The sequence below is a fragment of the Lacimonas salitolerans genome, from assembly GCF_042677865.1.
In the GTDB taxonomy this organism is placed as follows: domain Bacteria; phylum Pseudomonadota; class Alphaproteobacteria; order Rhodobacterales; family Rhodobacteraceae; genus Lutimaribacter; species Lutimaribacter salitolerans.
Map to the genome: position 1 here is coordinate 55,215 of NZ_JBHUDD010000043.1, position 15,314 is coordinate 70,528.

At 65.2% G+C, this 15,314-nt stretch carries 11 protein-coding genes; 4 read left to right on the forward strand and 7 right to left on the reverse strand.

Features of this window, described 5'->3' with window-relative positions; genetic code table 11:
- Window positions 1-3: 3 nt before the first annotated feature.
- The 5 genes from ACFTOW_RS06455 to ACFTOW_RS06475 all read right to left on the reverse strand — a co-directional run bounded on the left by ACFTOW_RS06455 (window position 4) and on the right by ACFTOW_RS06475 (window position 7,095).
- A complete protein-coding gene (locus ACFTOW_RS06455; RefSeq protein WP_379914240.1) occupies window positions 4-1,167 on the reverse strand; it encodes a M20 aminoacylase family protein in 1,164 nt (387 codons plus the stop codon).
- 75 nt (window positions 1,168-1,242) lie between these two features.
- Entirely contained in the window at window positions 1,243-2,415 is a 1,173-nt protein-coding gene (locus tag ACFTOW_RS06460) for a M20 aminoacylase family protein (protein ID WP_379914241.1), read from the reverse strand.
- Window positions 2,416-2,632: 217 nt separating this feature from the next.
- Window positions 2,633-3,982, reverse strand: coding sequence for an NAD(P)/FAD-dependent oxidoreductase (locus ACFTOW_RS06465; RefSeq protein ID WP_379914242.1), 1,350 nt, complete (start codon window positions 3,980-3,982; stop codon window positions 2,633-2,635).
- Window positions 3,979-5,136 carry an acetylornithine deacetylase gene (gene argE, locus ACFTOW_RS06470; protein WP_379914243.1) on the reverse strand — a complete coding sequence of 386 codons (1,158 nt, stop codon included), beginning with the start codon at window positions 5,134-5,136 and terminating at the stop codon, window positions 3,979-3,981. The genes ACFTOW_RS06465 and argE overlap by 4 nt, the downstream gene beginning before the upstream one ends.
- 138 nt (window positions 5,137-5,274) lie before the next feature.
- Window positions 5,275-7,095, reverse strand: coding sequence for an ABC transporter ATP-binding protein (locus tag ACFTOW_RS06475; protein WP_379914244.1), 1,821 nt, complete (start codon window positions 7,093-7,095; stop codon window positions 5,275-5,277).
- Window positions 7,096-7,390: 295 nt separating this feature from the next.
- On the opposite strand from ACFTOW_RS06475, the gene ACFTOW_RS06480 reads away from it, so the two are divergent.
- The 4 genes from ACFTOW_RS06480 (at window position 7,391) to ACFTOW_RS06495 (ending at window position 12,460) form a co-directional block, all read left to right on the forward strand.
- Window positions 7,391-9,094, forward strand: a complete 1,704-nt coding sequence (locus tag ACFTOW_RS06480; protein WP_379914245.1) for a peptide ABC transporter substrate-binding protein — start codon at window positions 7,391-7,393, stop codon at window positions 9,092-9,094.
- Window positions 9,095-9,179: 85 nt separating this feature from the next.
- Window positions 9,180-10,217 (forward strand): ABC transporter permease, encoded by a 1,038-nt coding sequence (locus ACFTOW_RS06485; RefSeq protein ID WP_379914246.1) that lies wholly within the window; start codon window positions 9,180-9,182, stop codon window positions 10,215-10,217.
- Window positions 10,210-11,190, forward strand: a complete 981-nt coding sequence (locus ACFTOW_RS06490; protein ID WP_379914247.1) for an ABC transporter permease — start codon at window positions 10,210-10,212, stop codon at window positions 11,188-11,190. Before ACFTOW_RS06485 ends, ACFTOW_RS06490 begins: the two co-directional genes overlap by 8 nt.
- Window positions 11,191-11,401: 211 nt before the next feature.
- Window positions 11,402-12,460 carry a YeeE/YedE family protein gene (locus ACFTOW_RS06495; protein WP_379914248.1) on the forward strand — a complete coding sequence of 353 codons (1,059 nt, stop codon included), beginning with the start codon at window positions 11,402-11,404 and terminating at the stop codon, window positions 12,458-12,460.
- Here ACFTOW_RS06495 and ACFTOW_RS06500 read toward each other — a convergent pair.
- Both ACFTOW_RS06500 and ACFTOW_RS06505 read right to left on the reverse strand, forming a co-directional pair.
- Window positions 12,381-13,676, reverse strand: coding sequence for a DUF3422 family protein (locus tag ACFTOW_RS06500; protein WP_379914249.1), 1,296 nt, complete (start codon window positions 13,674-13,676; stop codon window positions 12,381-12,383). The two genes, ACFTOW_RS06495 and ACFTOW_RS06500, sit on opposite strands and share 80 nt — an antisense overlap.
- A gap of 192 nt (window positions 13,677-13,868) precedes the next feature.
- The gene (locus ACFTOW_RS06505) at window positions 13,869-15,302 is read right to left on the reverse strand and encodes an NAD(P)(+) transhydrogenase (Re/Si-specific) subunit beta (RefSeq protein ID WP_379914250.1); all 1,434 of its coding nucleotides are present in this window, start codon (window positions 15,300-15,302) and stop codon (window positions 13,869-13,871) included.
- Window positions 15,303-15,314 lie beyond the last annotated feature (12 nt).

Below are 15,314 nucleotides of genomic sequence, written 5' to 3' on the forward strand. Positions count from 1 at the left end.
GCCTCAGGCTGCCGGCATCCGGCGTTCGACCAGTTCGGCGTACCACGAGCAGCCCGCAGGGATCGTCTCGTCATTGAAGTTGTACTCGGGGTGGTGCACCATCGCCGTGTCCCCATTGCCCACGATGATATAGGCGCCGGGCCGCTCTTCGAGCATGAAGGCGAAATCCTCGCCCCCCATCACCAGCGGCGCGTCATGGCAAATGCCCGACACCGATTTCGCCACCTCGGTAGCGAACTCCGTCGGCTCGTCATGGTTGACCATCACCGGGTAGTTGCGGAAATAATCCAGCTTGATGGTGCCGCCGAACGTGGCCGCCACCCCGTCGCAGATCGCCTGCATCCGGCTTTCCGCCAGATCGCGCAGCTCGTTCGACAGGGTGCGCACGGTGCCCTTGATCGACACCCGCTGCGGGATCACGTTGAACGCCTTGCTGGAGGTCTCGAAGGACGTGATCGACACCACGATCTGCCCCACCGGATCGGAATTGCGCGAGACGATGCTTTGCATCGCGGTCACCAGATGCGCCGCCATCAGCGTGGTATCCACCGTGTCCTGCGGCTTGGCCGCGTGCCCGCCACGCCCCTCGCACTCGATCTCGATCAGGTCGGTCGCGGCAAAGAACGGCCCCGGGCGGATGGCGAACTGCCCCACGGGCAGGCCGGGCCAGTTGTGCATCCCGTACACTTCCTGAATGCCCCATCGGTCCATCATGCCATCGGCGCACATCTCGCGCCCGCCACCGCCGCCCTCTTCTGCGGGCTGAAAGATCACCACCACGGTGCCGTCGAAATTGCGCGTCTCCGACAGGTATTTCGCCGCGCCCAGCAACATGGCGGTGTGGCCGTCATGGCCGCAGGCATGCATTGCACCGGGCGTCTTGGAGGCATAGTCCAGCCCGGTCTGCTCGTGGATCGGCAGCGCGTCCATGTCCGCGCGCAGGCCCACCACCTTGCCGCTGTCGGTGCTCTTGCCCCGGATCACGCCAACGACGCCGGTCTTGCCGATCCCCTCGACCACCTCGTCACAGCCGAATGCGCGCAGCTTTTCGGCCACCAGCGCGCTGGTGCGGTGGGTTTCGAACAGGATCTCGGGGTTTTCGTGCAAATCCCGGCGCCATTCGGTGATTTCATCGTGCAATTCTGCAAAGCGGTTCTTGACTGGCATGTCCTGCCCTCCTGATCTGGTGTTTGGTGCTACCCTGTTGGGGTGGCGCGGAAATGTCCAGCCACCCCGCGCCGATCACACCGCCTGCATGCGCCGCTCGACCAGTTCGGCAAACCAGCTGCATCCGACCGGAATGGCATCATCGTTGAAATCATAGGCCGGGTGATGACACATCGCCGTGTCTCCGTTGCCGAGGAAAATATACGCGCCCGGTCGCGCCTCCAGCATATAGGCGAAATCCTCGGCCGGCATCACCGGCGGGGTATTGCGGTCCACCTTGTCGGGGCCCACCACGGCCTCGGCACAGTCGGCGGCAAACTCGGCCTGCGCGGCATGGTTCACCGTGGGCGGATAGCCACGATCATACTGCACATGCGCCACCGCGCCGTGGCTCGCGGCAATGCCGGTGGTCAGGGCGGTCAGGCGCTCCTGCACCAGATCGCGCATGTCGGCATCGAAACAGCGCACCGTGCCGCGCAGCTTGACGGAATGCGAGATCACGTTCTGCGTGTCGCTTTCGGTCATGAAGGTCGCCACCGTCAGCACCGCATGTTTCACCGGGTCCACGTTGCGCGACACGATCGCGTTCAGCGCCTGCACGATCTGGCTGCCCACCAGCACCAGGTCGATCGCCTGATGCGGCACGGCGGCGTGACCGCCCTTGCCCTCCAGCCGGATGGTGAACTCGTCCGCCGAGGCCAGCAGCGGCCCCGACCGGATCGCGAACTGCCCCACGGCCATGCCCGGCATGTTGTGCAGACCATACACCTCCTGCACGTTCCAGCGGTCCATCACGCCGTCATTGACCATCTCCAGACCGCCCGCACCCCCCTCTTCGGCAGGCTGGAACAACAGCACCACGGTGCCGTCGAAATTGCGCGTCTCGGCCAGGTACTGCGCGGCCCCCAGCAGGATCGCGGTGTGCCCGTCATGGCCGCAGGCATGCATCGCACCGGGCGTCCTTGAGGCATACTCCAGCCCGGTGATCTCCTCCATCGGCAGCGCATCCATGTCGGCGCGCAGGGCGATCACCCGTCCCGTCCCGGTCGAGCGCCCCCGGATCACGCCCACCACGCCGGTCCGCCCGATGCCCTCGACGACCTCGTCACAGCCAAAGCTGCGCAGCTTTTCCGCCACGACCCCGGCGGTGCGATGCACGTCGAACAGGATTTCGGGATGTTCATGCAGATCGCGCCGCCATGCGGTGATCTCGTCGTGCATTTCGGCCAGTCGGTTTCTTACGGGCATCGCGTCTCTCCTCGTGCTTGCGTCCGCAGCCTGCCCCAAGCCCCTGACCGCCACAAGCGGACAACGCGCCTCCTCTTCCTCTCTCTGGAAATATCCCGGGGGGTCCGGGGGGCTGGCCCCCCGCTTGTCGTGCGGTGCGGGGGGCTGGCCCCCCGCTTGTCCGCGGGATGAGGGGGACAGCCCCCCGCCTTTGGTTCGGCGCGACCCTCAAGCCTGGCTAGAGGTTCGGCCCCGGCACGATCGGCGAGCCATCGGAAAAACGCCCCCAGCGGAACCGCGTCATGTCATGGCCCGCATCCTCGCCCGCCACCATGTCGGCCACGATCCGGCCAAAGGCAGGCCCGATGCCAAAGCCGTGCCCGCACAAGCCCGTGGCCACCAACAGACCCGGCAGGTCGGCGCAGTGATCCACCACCGGCACCACGTCGGGCGTGGTGTCGATCATGCCCGCCCAGCCCGCCGCCATCCCCGGATCGCCCGCGCCGGGAAAGGTGTCGGCAAACCGCCGCCGCGCCTTTTCCAGACGCGCAGGCCGGGGGGACGGGTTCAGCACGCGCATCCGCTCGAACGGGGTCTGCTGATCGGGCTGCCAGCGGCGCGCCGTGCCCCAGGCATCGGGATGGCCACGCGGCGGCAGCCCCCGAAACGACACTTCGAACCCGCCCGCGCGCAGCAGCGGCATGAACGCGCGCAGGTGGCGAAACGCCTCCGGCCCGATGAAAAACTCCGACGCGGTGGATGGCGCGACCGAGTATCCGCCATCCGCCCGCCTGCGCCACGCGATCCGTGAATCCGTGGCTCCGCCGCCGTGCACATCCGGGCAGCTTTCTGTTGCCAGCACCGTCGCGCGCACCGAAAGCTGAGGCAGCGACACGCCATGATTGCCCAGAAACAGCGCCGACCACGCGCCGCCGGCCAGCACCACATCGGGCGCCGCAATCCGCCCCCGTTCGGTCATCACCCCGGCCACGCGCCCCGCCGCCATGTCCAGACAGCGCACGGCGCAGCCCTCGCGGATCACCACCCCCTCGGCCACCGCCAGCCGCGCCAGTTCGGGCACCGCCTGCCATGGCTCGCCCTTCATGTCGCTGGCGGTGTGCAACGCGCCGACCCAGTCGCCCCGCGCGCCGGGCAGCATCGCGCGCACCGCGCCCGCGTCCAGCAACCGGCTGTCCAGCCCGTCAAACCCCTGCGCATCCTTCAGCCAGTCGGCATAGCGCGCCATGTCGGCCTGGTTGCGCGCCAGATAGCTGACGCCCACCGTTGCGATCCCCAGCCGCCCGCCACAGGCCTGATCCAGCGCGCGCCAAAGCTGCCGCGATTCCAGCGAGATCGGGATCTCCGCAACATCGCGCCCCTGCGTCCGGATCCAGCCCCAGTTGCGGCTGGATTGCTCTGCCGCCACGCGGCCCTTTTCCAGCACGACAACCCGCCGCCCCTTGCGGGCCTGATAGAGCGCCGCGCAAATCCCGATCACACCGCCCCCGATCACCACGCAATCGGTGGCCTCGGGCAGCGGCCCGTCATGCTCGGGCGGGGTCTGCACCTTGAAAGGAAAGCCGCTCACAACCGCTCCAGCAGCTTTTCCATGAACCCGTGACCGGCGTCGAACTGCGCCACGGTGATGAATTCGTCGGGCTGATGCGCCTGCGCGATATCGCCCGGCCCGCAGACCACGGCGGAATAGCCGCGCGCCTGAAACTGCCCGGCCTCGGTGCCATAGCTGACCACGTGGCTGGCATTGTCGCCAGTGATCGCGCGCACCAGCGCCTCGGCCGCGCCTTCGGTTTCAGGGCGCAGCGCAGGCACGCCGAACTTGGTCTCCACGTCGATGCGGGCATCCGGATGCACCGCCTGCATCCCGGCCTGCACCTGCGCCACCTTCTCCATGATCCGGTCCCGCCAGGCGTCTTCGTCATCCGAGGGCACGGCGCGGAACCCCAGGTCGAACCGGCAATGCTTTGCGGTGATATTGGCCGCGGTGCCGCCTTGAATCGTGCCGGAATGCACCGTGGTATAGGGTGGGTCGAACATCGCGGCCAGTGGTGCGGGGTCCTTCGCGGCCTCTTCGGCATTCACCTGATTGGCCCAGTCAATGATCCGCGCGGCCTCCATGATGGCCGACACGCCCTTGTAGGCGATCGAGCTGTGCACCTCGTGGCCCCAGACATCCACCCAGAACCCCTGCCCGCCCTTGTGGCCAGTGACCGCCTGCATCATCGACGGCTCGCCCACGATCACCGCCTCGGCGCGCGGCAGGGTTTCAAGAATGCGCTCGATCATCGGGGGCGCGCCGGTGCACCCAACCTCTTCGTCAAAACTCAGCGCGATCTGCAAGGGGCGCGAGACCCCGCGATGCTGCGCCTCCACCAGCGCCCAGAGCGCCAGCGCATCAAACCCCTTCATGTCGCAGGTGCCCCGGCCAAAATACTTGCCGTCCCGCTCCGTCACGGTCCAGGGATCGCTGGTCCAGGGCTGGCCATCCACCGGCACCACATCCGTGTGCCCTGACAGAATCACCCCGCCCGCGACCTCCGGCCCGACATGGGCAAACAACGCCGCCTTGTCGCCCGCGTCATTGTAGAACCGATGCGCCGTGATGCCGTGACCCGACAGATAATCCTCGACCCAGTCCACAAGCGGCAGATTGGTGTCGCGGCTGACGGTGGGAAAGCCGATCAACCGGGTCATCAGGTCGAGCGGGGATAGTCTCTGGGTCATGCGGTTCTCCTGTTATGCGGCCAGGACGGCGTTGCGCCATCCCGAGCGCCATGAAAATTCGTGCGCCTCCGCGATTTCTTGATCAAGAAATCGTCCGGAAACTTGCTCAAGTTTCCGGTGTCACCGACCGCACGTCTCTCAATATCCGCTGTCCGTGGTCAGAACGAAATGGCCCGGGCTCACCTCGTCATATTCCGACGGGGCGGGTTCATAGCCGACCTTGTGGATCGGGGACGGGATCGGTTTGAAATTCAGCTCGTGCTCGCCCTTGCGGCGGCGTGGGTCGGCGATGGGCACGGCCTTCATCAGCGCCTGCGTATAGGGGTGGCGCGGGTCTTCGAACACCGCCGCCCGCGGGCCCAGTTCGACGATCCGGCCCAGGTACATCACGCCGACATCATGGCTGACCCGCTCCACCACCGCCATGTCATGGCTGATGAAGACGTAAGACAGGCCCAGTTCGGCCTGCAGTTCCATCATCAGGTTCAGCACCTGCGCCTGCACCGACACATCCAGCGCCGAGACCGCCTCGTCCGACACGATCAGCTTGGGGTTCAGCGCCAGCGCGCGGGCGATCGCCACCCGCTGCCGCTGCCCGCCCGACAGCTCGTGCGGAAACCGCCGCATGAAGCTGCGCGGCAACTCGACGCGGTCAAACAGGGCGGCGACGCGATCCTGCACCTCGGCCCGGTTGGTGTGGCCATAGTTGCGCAAGGGCTCGGCCACCTGATCCAGCAGTTGCATCTGCGGGTTCAGGCTGGCGAAGGGATCCTGAAACACCATCTGCATATCGGCCCGCGCCCGGCGCAGATCGCCGGGGTTCAGCGCGATCACATCCACCCCGTCCAGATTGACGCTGCCCGACAGCGGCTCGACCAGCCGCAGCAGCGACCGACCCGCGCTGGACTTGCCGCAGCCCGATTCGCCCACCAGCGACAGCGTCCGCCCCTTGTTCAGGGTGAACGACACATCCTCGACCGCGTGCACATTGGCCACGGTGCGGCGAAAGAACCCCGCCTTGACCGGGAACCGCGTGGTCAGGTTGCGCACGGTCAGCAGCGGCTTGTCGCTGCCCAGGATCGGCCCGGTGTCATACCCTTCGATGCCCAGCAGGCGCATCGGTTCGGGCGCGGCCTTGCCGCGCATCTCGCCCAGCTTGGGCACCGCGGCCAGCAGTGCCTTGGTATAGACATGCTGCGGGTTCTCGAAGATTTCGGTCACGGTGCCTTCCTCGACCTTGTTGCCGCGATACATCACCACCACCCGGTCGGCCATCTGCGCCACCACCGCCATATCGTGGGTGATGAACATCACCGCCGTTCCGGTTTCGCGCTTCAGCCGGTCCATCAGCGCCAGGATCTCGGCCTGAATCGTCACGTCCAGCGCCGTCGTGGGTTCATCCGCGATCAGCAGACGCGGATTGCAGGCCAGCGCCATGGCGATCACCACGCGCTGTCGCATGCCCCCCGACAGCTCGTGCGGATACTGGTTCAACCGGCGTTCGGGTTCCGGAATGCGCACCTCGCGCAGCAGGTCCAGCGCCCGTTCGCGCGCCTGGGCCTTGGTCAGCCCCATGTGCAGGCGCAGCCCCTCGGTCAGCTGCCGGCCGACGGTGAACACCGGGTTCAGCGCGGTCATCGGTTCCTGAAAGATCATGCCGATCTCGTTGCCGCGGATATGGCGCATCAGCGACTGGTCGGTGGCGACAAGATCGATTTCGCCGCCGTCCTTGCGATCAAAAATCAGGCGCCCGCCGGCGATATCGCCACCGCCATATTCCACCAGCCGCATCAGCGACAGCGACGACACCGATTTCCCCGACCCGCTTTCGCCCACCACGCACACGGTTTCGCCCGGATTGATCGAGAACGACACATCCTCGACCCCCACGACGGGGCCATCCTTGGTCTGGAACTCCACCCGAAGATTCTCAATCCTGGCAATCGGTTGGTCCAGCATCGCGCCCACCTTGTTGTTGTTGCTTCCGTTTGGCCCTGAACGCTAAAGACAGCCGGCCACAGAAGTCAATTTCTAAGCGCTCTGTCCGGCGCAACGTCCGCGGGTGCACAGAAACCTTGCAATTTCTTGCCAACCCGCTTTTTGATGATTAATGCCGTGGTTGTCCGGCACGGTCGGACAGGGGATGAGGCTGCGGTGCGACTTGTTCCCAACCACGCGACAAGGACTGTCTGCCCGACCAGCACCACGGGCGCTTAAATAAGAGGCACGTCACGTGTCCAACATGGAGAGAAAGATGAAGATGAAAACCCTGCTGCTGGGCGCTGCGGCGGCCTTTGCGATCGCCCCGGCAGCCTTTGCCGAGCGTGGCGCGCATGGCCAGCTGAACATCATATACTGGCAGGCGCCCTCGATCCTGAACCCCTATCTGTCGGGCGGCACCAAGGACCTGGAATCCGCGTCGATGATCATCGAACCGCTGGGCCGCTACAACGAAGTGGGCGAGATGCTGCCCTGGCTGGCCGAAGAGATCCCTACCATCGAGAACGGCGGCGTATCCGAAGACCTGACCAGCATCACCTGGAAGCTGAAAGAGGGTCTGCTGTGGTCCGACGGCACGCCCCTGACCTCGGCAGACGTGGTGTTCACATCCGAGTATTGCATGCATCCCGAAGGCGGCTGCGCGCAGCTGGCCAAGTTCGAAGGCGTCTCGTCGGTCGAGGCGCTGGATGACCTGACCGTCAAGGTCACCTTCACCGAGCCGAAACCCTTTCCCTATGGCCCCTTCGTGGGCGCGCAATCCCCGATCATCCAGAAATCGCAGTTCGAGAACTGCACCGGCGCGCGCGCACCCGAGTGCACCGACGCCAACTTTGGCCCGATCGGAACCGGCCCCTTCGTGGTGGATGATTTCAAACCCAACGACGTGATCACCATGTCGGCCAACCCCAACTATCGCGACCCGGCGAAACCGGCCTTTGCCTCGGTCACCTTCAAGGGGGGCGGCGATGCCACCGGCGCGGGCCGCGCGGTTCTGGAAACCGGCGAATTCGACTATGCCTGGAACCTTCAGTTGGCGCCCGACGTGCTGGCCAACATGGAAGCCGCCGGCGTGGGTGTGATCGAGGTCGGCTTTGGCAGCCTCGTGGAACGCATCCATGTCAACATGACCGACCCCAGCCCCGACCTGCCCGAAGGCGAACGCTCGACCGCCGCGCATCCGCATCCGTTCCTGTCGGAGCTGAACGTGCGCAAGGCGCTGTCGATGGCCATCGACCGCCCCTTGCTGACCGAAATCGGCTATGGTCAGGCCGGTCGCCCGACCTGCGATCTGGTGCCCGCGCCCGAAATCTATGCATCGGGTGACACCTCGTGCCTCGAGCAGGACATCGAAGGGGCCAAGGCCCTGCTGGACGAGGCCGGCTGGGTTGACAGCGACGGCGACGGCGTCCGCGAAAAGGACGGCGTGAAACTGTCGATGCTGTTCCAGACCTCGACCAACGCCGTGCGTCAGGACTTTCAGGCCCTGATCAAGGCATGGTGGGAAGAAATCGGCTTTGAGGTCGAACTGCGCAACGTCAACGCATCGGTGTTCTTCGGCGGTGATCCGGGCAGCCCCGACACCTTCCAGAAGTTCTATGCGGATGTCGAAATGTTCGCCAACAACTTCGACGGCACCGACCCCGAGGCCCTGATGGCCGCCATGACCTGCGGCAAGGCCCCGCGCCCGTCCACCCAGTGGCAGGGCGAGAACGTCTCGCGCGTGTGCATGGAAGAGTACGACGCCAAAGTGGCCGAACTGGGCCGCACCGGCGAGCTTGAACAGCGCGCCGCGCTCGTCAAAGAGCTGCACGCCATGGTCATCAATGACGGCTACATGATCCTGCCGCTGGTCGATCGCGGTCGTGTCTCGGCCCGTGCCAAGACCCTGGGTGGCATTGTCCTGAACACATGGGACAGCGAGCTGTGGAACGTGGCCGACTGGCACCGCGTCGAGTAAACTGCCCGACCGCACGGCCCCGCCCGGCTTTCGCCGCGGGGCCGTGTTCATTTTCAACCATAACTCGTAACCGGGGCTTACCCGCATGCTGACATTCACCATCCGCAGGCTGGTTCTGTCTGTACCCACGCTTTTGATCATCGCGCTGGTCATCTTTGGCCTGCTGCAACTGGCGCCGGGTGACCCCATGGCCCAGGTGCCGCTGACCGTCCCGCCCGAGGTCAAGGAAAAGATGCGCGCCGCCCTGGGGCTGGGCCAGCCGTGGTACATCCAGTTCTGGAAATGGCTCGTGCAGATGTTCTGGGTCGAGCCCAAGGTCCTGATCGATTTCCTGACCCGCGACAGCTGGCTGTTCGGATGGCTGCCCGACACTGCGTTCTACAACGGCGAGTTGCGGGTGATCAGCTGGCAGACCCGCAGCCCGGTGATGGACATCATCGTACAGCGCCTGCCGCAGACCCTGATGGTGGTCGGGCTGGCCTATGTGGTGGGCATCCTGATCGCCATTCCGATCGGCATCTATTCGGCCTACCGGCAGTATTCGGTATTCGATCAGGCAGGCACCTTCGTCACCATGATCGGGTTTTCGATCCCGCCCTTCTTTACCGGTCCGCTGCTGATCGTGATCTTCTCGGTGCAGCTTGGCTGGTTTCCCTTCATCTACGACACGACCCATGTGGTGAATGACTGGGACAGCTTCGTGTACCAGGTGCGCCAGATGATCATGCCGGTGATGGTGCTGGCGCTGCAGACCACCGCACAGATCAGCCGCTTCATGCGCGCCTCGGTTCTGGACAACCTCAATCAGGATTACGTCCGCACCGCCCGCGCCAAGGGGCTGGGCGAGGCCGTGGTGGTCATGATCCACGTTCTGCGCAACTCGATGATCCCGGTGATCACCGTGATCGCCCTCGGCGTACCGGCCATCTTTGGCGGGGCCATCATCACCGAGGTGGTGTTTTCCGTGAACGGCATCGGCCAGTTGCTGATCACCGCGCTGTTTGCCAACGATCTGCCGATGGTGATGACGATCACCTTCATGTTCGCGGTGCTGATCGTCCTGTTCAACCTGATCGCCGACATCCTGTATGGCGTCCTAGACCCGAGGATCCGCTATGACTGATCCCGTCCCCACGAACCTGCAGGCGCTGAGCGCGCTGCAGAACGCCGAGCTTGCGACACCGCCGCGCAGCCAGTGGCGCGATGTCTGGCTCCAGTTCAAAAGCCACAAGGGCGCGTTGATCGGCGGCAGCTTTCTGGTGCTGATCACGCTGGCCGTGCTGTTCGGCAACTGGATCTGGCGGCTCGACCCGAACCAGCTTGATATCCGCAACCGCGATCTGCGCCCGATCTTCACCGTGCTGTGGGACGGTTCGGCCAAGGTAAGCTGGGGCAACCCGCTGGGCACCGACAACCTGGGCCGCGACTTGCTGGCGCAGATCATCGCCGGTGGCCGCGCCTCGATGGCCGTTGGCTGGGCGGCGATGCTGCTGACCATGCTGATCGGCACGATCATCGGAGTCCTGGCAGGGTTCTTCAAGCGGCTGGACGGCCCGCTGATGCGTTTTACCGACCTGGTGCTGTCGCTGCCGATCCTGCCGCTTATGCTGGTCGCGGTCACCCTGTTCCGCCAGCCGCTGCGCAGCAATTTCGGGCCGGAAACCGGCATGTTCATCCTGATCGTGGCCGTTATCGGCGTGACAAGCTGGATGCAGACCGCCCGCATCGTGCGCGGCGACATCCTGGCGCTGAAAGAGCGTGAATTCGTGCTGGCCGCCCGCGCCTCGGGCACCACAAGCTGGGGCATCATCAGCCGCCACCTGCTGCCCAACGTGCTGTCGCCGATCATGGTCTCGGCCACGCTGGGGCTGGCGACGGCGATCATCACCGAAAGCGCTCTGTCGTTTCTGGGCGTCGGCTTTCCGTCGGATTTCCCGACCTGGGGCAAGATGCTGGCCGATGCGGTGCCCCGGATGCAGGAATACCCCGAGCGGGTGATGCTGCCAGGCATCATGATCTCGCTTACCGTGCTGTCAGTGAACTACCTGGGCGACGGTCTGCGCGATGCGCTTGATCCGCGCATCCGTGGACGCTGAGGCAAAATAGGAACAGCATCAAGCGGCCCGCCCCTGTGGCGGGCCGTTCTTTTGCGCAGGCGCCGCGTGCAGAACAGGGATTTCGCGTTTCCCGGCCCAAACAGAACGCTGTTCTGCGCCACCGGGGGTTCACCCGGGCTGAACATCTTGATTCCCCGCCAAATCCACCGCAACTGGGACAGAATTCCTTTCCCGTCTGTGGAGGCGCACCATGTTCGAATCCCTTGGCCTTGAAACCCTGACCCCGGCACAAGCGGCGGTCTGGCTGGCACTTGCCGTCGGGCTTGCCTTTGGCGTGCTGGCGCAGATCACCCGTTTCTGCTTTCGCCGCATCATCGATGGCGACGACCGCCGACAGGCCGCGGGCATCTGGCTGACCGCCCTGGCCGTGGCCGTGCTGGGCACCCAAGGCGCCGTGGCACTGGGCTGGATCGGCTTTGCCGAGCATCGCTTCATGGCATCCGGCCTGCCGGTGCTGGCCATCGTGCTGGGCGGTCTGATGTTCGGCGCCGGCATGATCCTGACGCGCGGCTGCATTTCACGCCTGACCGTGCTGTCAGGCACCGGCAACCTGCGGGCCGCCCTTGTGCTGATCGTGTTCGCGGTGGTGGCCCATGCCACGCTCAAGGGCGTGCTGGCACCGGTGCGCACCACGCTGGGCAGCGTCACGCTTGACGTGTCCCCCGCCCTGCCCGGCCCGGCCCTGCTCTGGGCCGCAGGCATCGCGCTGGCCGCACTGGCCTTTGCCTGGCGCTCGGGCAACCGCCCCGGCATGCTGGTGCTGGCGGCCCTGCTGGGCGGGCTGGTGCCGCTGGCATGGGTCGGAACGGGCTTTGTCCTGTTCGACGACTTCGACCCCATCGGCATGGAATCGCTGTCCTTCACCGCCCCCGCAACCGAGGCGCTGTTCTTCACCGTCGCCTCAACCGCCGTGTCACCCGGTTTCGGCACCGGGCTTGTGGGCGGCGTGCTGCTTGGCGCTGCGATTGCCGCGCTGATCGGCGGGCAGTTCCAGTGGCAAAGCTTCGACTCCCCGCGCCAGACCGGGCGCTACATGGCCGGTGCCGTGCTGATGGGCGTGGGCGGCGTGCTGGCGGGTGGCTGCACCGTGGGCGCGGGCCTTTCGGGCATCCCCACCCTGTCGCTGGCCGCGATCCTGGCCATCGCGTCGATCGGCCTCGGCGGCTGGCTTACTCGGGCCGTCCTGCATGCACCGCGCGCTGCAACCGGCGCACAAGGAACCAGACAAGCCCCACTACCGGCAGAGTGATCGCTGCTGTCAGCAACCCCTTGCTCAGGCCCGATGCCTCGGCAAGGGGATACAGCGCATAACCCGCCAGCGACACCGCGTAATAGCTGATCGCCACCACCGACAGCCCCTCGACCGTGCGTTGCAGTTTCAACTGCATGTCGGCGCGTGTGTTCATGCTTTCCAGCAAGGCCTGGTTCTGCGCGCTGCGCTCCACGTCCACCCGCGTACGCAGCAGATCGCCCGCCCGGATCGCCCGGTCAGACATCGACACCAGCCGGCCTTGGGTGGATTTCACCGTGCGCATCGCCGGATCATAGCGGCGCATCATGAACTCGTTGAAGGTCTGACGCCCGTCGAACCGCTGCTCGCGCATCACCTCGATCCGCTGGTGCACGATCGCCTCATAGGCCCCGGTCGCGCCAAATCGGAAGGACGCGCGCGCCGCCATCGTCTCCAGCTCCGCCGACACCTCCAGCAAGCGCCCCAGCGTGTGTTCGGCCGGGGTGGCGTTGTCGGTCATCTCGTCCATCAGCTCGGTCAGCCGCCCGTCGATATCGTTCATCCGGGGCGACATCGCCTTGGTTTCGGAAAAGCCCAGCATCGACATGGTTTTATAGGTTTCGATCTCGCACAGCCGCTGCACCATACGGCCCACCCTGCGGTCGCCGGTGCTGGGATCGACGAAGATGGCAAAGCGCTGGTGCCCGGCCTCGTCGATCCGAAAATCCCCGGCGATCACCCCGGATTCATCCAGCACCTTGCTGACGGCGATGCTTTCGGGCACGAACCATTCGTTGATCGCCTTGATCGCCCGCTCTTTATCCGTCCAGGGTTCCACCCGGATCAGAGCGCTGGTCATCCTAACGCCCGGGATCGCCTCCAGCCAGTCGCTCGGGAACACCTCGAAATCCGCCGGATCAAAGGGGCGCGCCGACAACCCGTCGATAAAGGCGGTATAGGTCACGAATTCGGTGTGGCTTTCCCATTTCAGCTTGAACCGGCCAAGGGTGCCGAAATAATGCGTCGCCCCCGGCTGCGGATGCGGCGCGCCATAGCGATCCAGCAGGGTCAGCAGATGCGTCATGTCCGCCTCGCGGTTGCGCGCGGCCGCCCCATCGGGCTGTTTGACCGCCAGATAGACCGCCGTGCCCGGAAACGAGATCGCCGGGAACGGTCGCGCATGCAGTTCATTGGCAAGGCTGTAGCGCAGCGGATGATCGGCAATGGGGGCCATGGCACACTCCTGATTACCCAGCAGATAGGCCGGACCGCACCGGAAGTAAACGAAAATTCGTATGGTTTCCAATGGCTTGGCGGAATACTACGGCATACCTGCCAAAATGTCACGCAAGGCGGTGCCCTGTGCGACGAAAAACCCCCGACCGGATGTCCGGGCGGGGGCTGGCATCATCGGCACCAAGCCGGATCAGCTCATCTTGGCAAGCAGCGCCTCGACGCTGGCCTTGGCATCGCCATAGAACATCCGCGTGTTGTCCTTGAAAAACAGCGGGTTCTCGATCCCCGAATAACCGGTGCCCTGCCCGCGTTTCGACACGAACACCTGCTTGGCTTTCCACACCTCCAGCACCGGCATGCCGGCGATGGGGCTGTTGGGATCGTCCTGCGCGGCGGGATTCACGATGTCATTCGACCCGATCACGATCACCACGTCGGTGGACGGGAAATCGTCGTTGATCTCGTCCATCTCCAGCACGATGTCATAAGGCACCTTGGCCTCGGCCAGCAGCACGTTCATGTGACCGGGCAGACGCCCCGCCACCGGGTGGATGGCAAAGCGCACGGTCTTGCCCTTGCCCCGCAGCTTGCGGGTCAGCTCGGCCACGTTCTGCTGCGCCTGCGCCACCGCCATGCCATAGCCCGGCACGATCACGATGCTGTCGGCCTCTTCCAGCGCGGTTGCCACGCCATCGGCATCGATCGCGATCTGCTCGCCCTCGACCGCCATCTGCTCGCCCGCCGGGCCGCCAAAGCCGCCCAGGATCACGCTGATGAACGACCGGTTCATCGCCTTGCACATGATGTACGACAGGATCGCACCGCTTGAGCCGACCAATGCACCAACCACGATCAGCAGGTCATTTCCCAGGCTGAAGCCGATGGCCGCCGCCGCCCAGCCGGAGTAGCTGTTGAGCATCGAGACAACCACCGGCATGTCGGCCCCGCCGATGCCCATGATCAGGTGATAGCCGATGAACAGCGCCAGCAGCGTCATGATGACCAGCGTCCAGCTACCAGCGCCCGACAGGTACATCACCAGCAGCAGCAGCGACCCAAGGGCCGCGCCCGCGTTCAGCATATGCCCCCCCGGCAGCTTGGCAGCGGCGGTGTTCACCTTGCCCGCCAGCTTGCCATAGGCAATCACCGACCCGGTGAATGTGACCGCACCGATCCAGATGCCCAGCACCAGTTCGATCCGCAGGATGTTGATCTCGACCTGCGTTTTCTTGGCGACAAGCTGGGCAAAGCTGCCTTCGATTGTCTCGCCGGCTGCTTTCGCCGCCTCGACAAGGTTGATGGTGATATCGGCGTTGAAGCCCACAAAGACCGCTGCCAGACCGACCAGCGAATGCATCGCCGCGACCAGTTCGGGCATCTGCGTCATCTGCACGCGCTGCGCCAGCTGCACGCCGATGGCCCCGCCCAGACCGATCAGGATGAGCGACGCCAGCCACAGCCCCGACCCCGGCCCGATCAGCGTGGCCACCACCGCCAGCGCCATGCCGGCAATGCCGTACCACACGGCGCGTTTCGCGCTTTCCTGTCCCGACAAACCGCCAAGCGACAGGATGAACAGAACCGCCGCGACCACATAGGCCGCAATTGTGAATGCGTTATCCATGATCCTCTAACT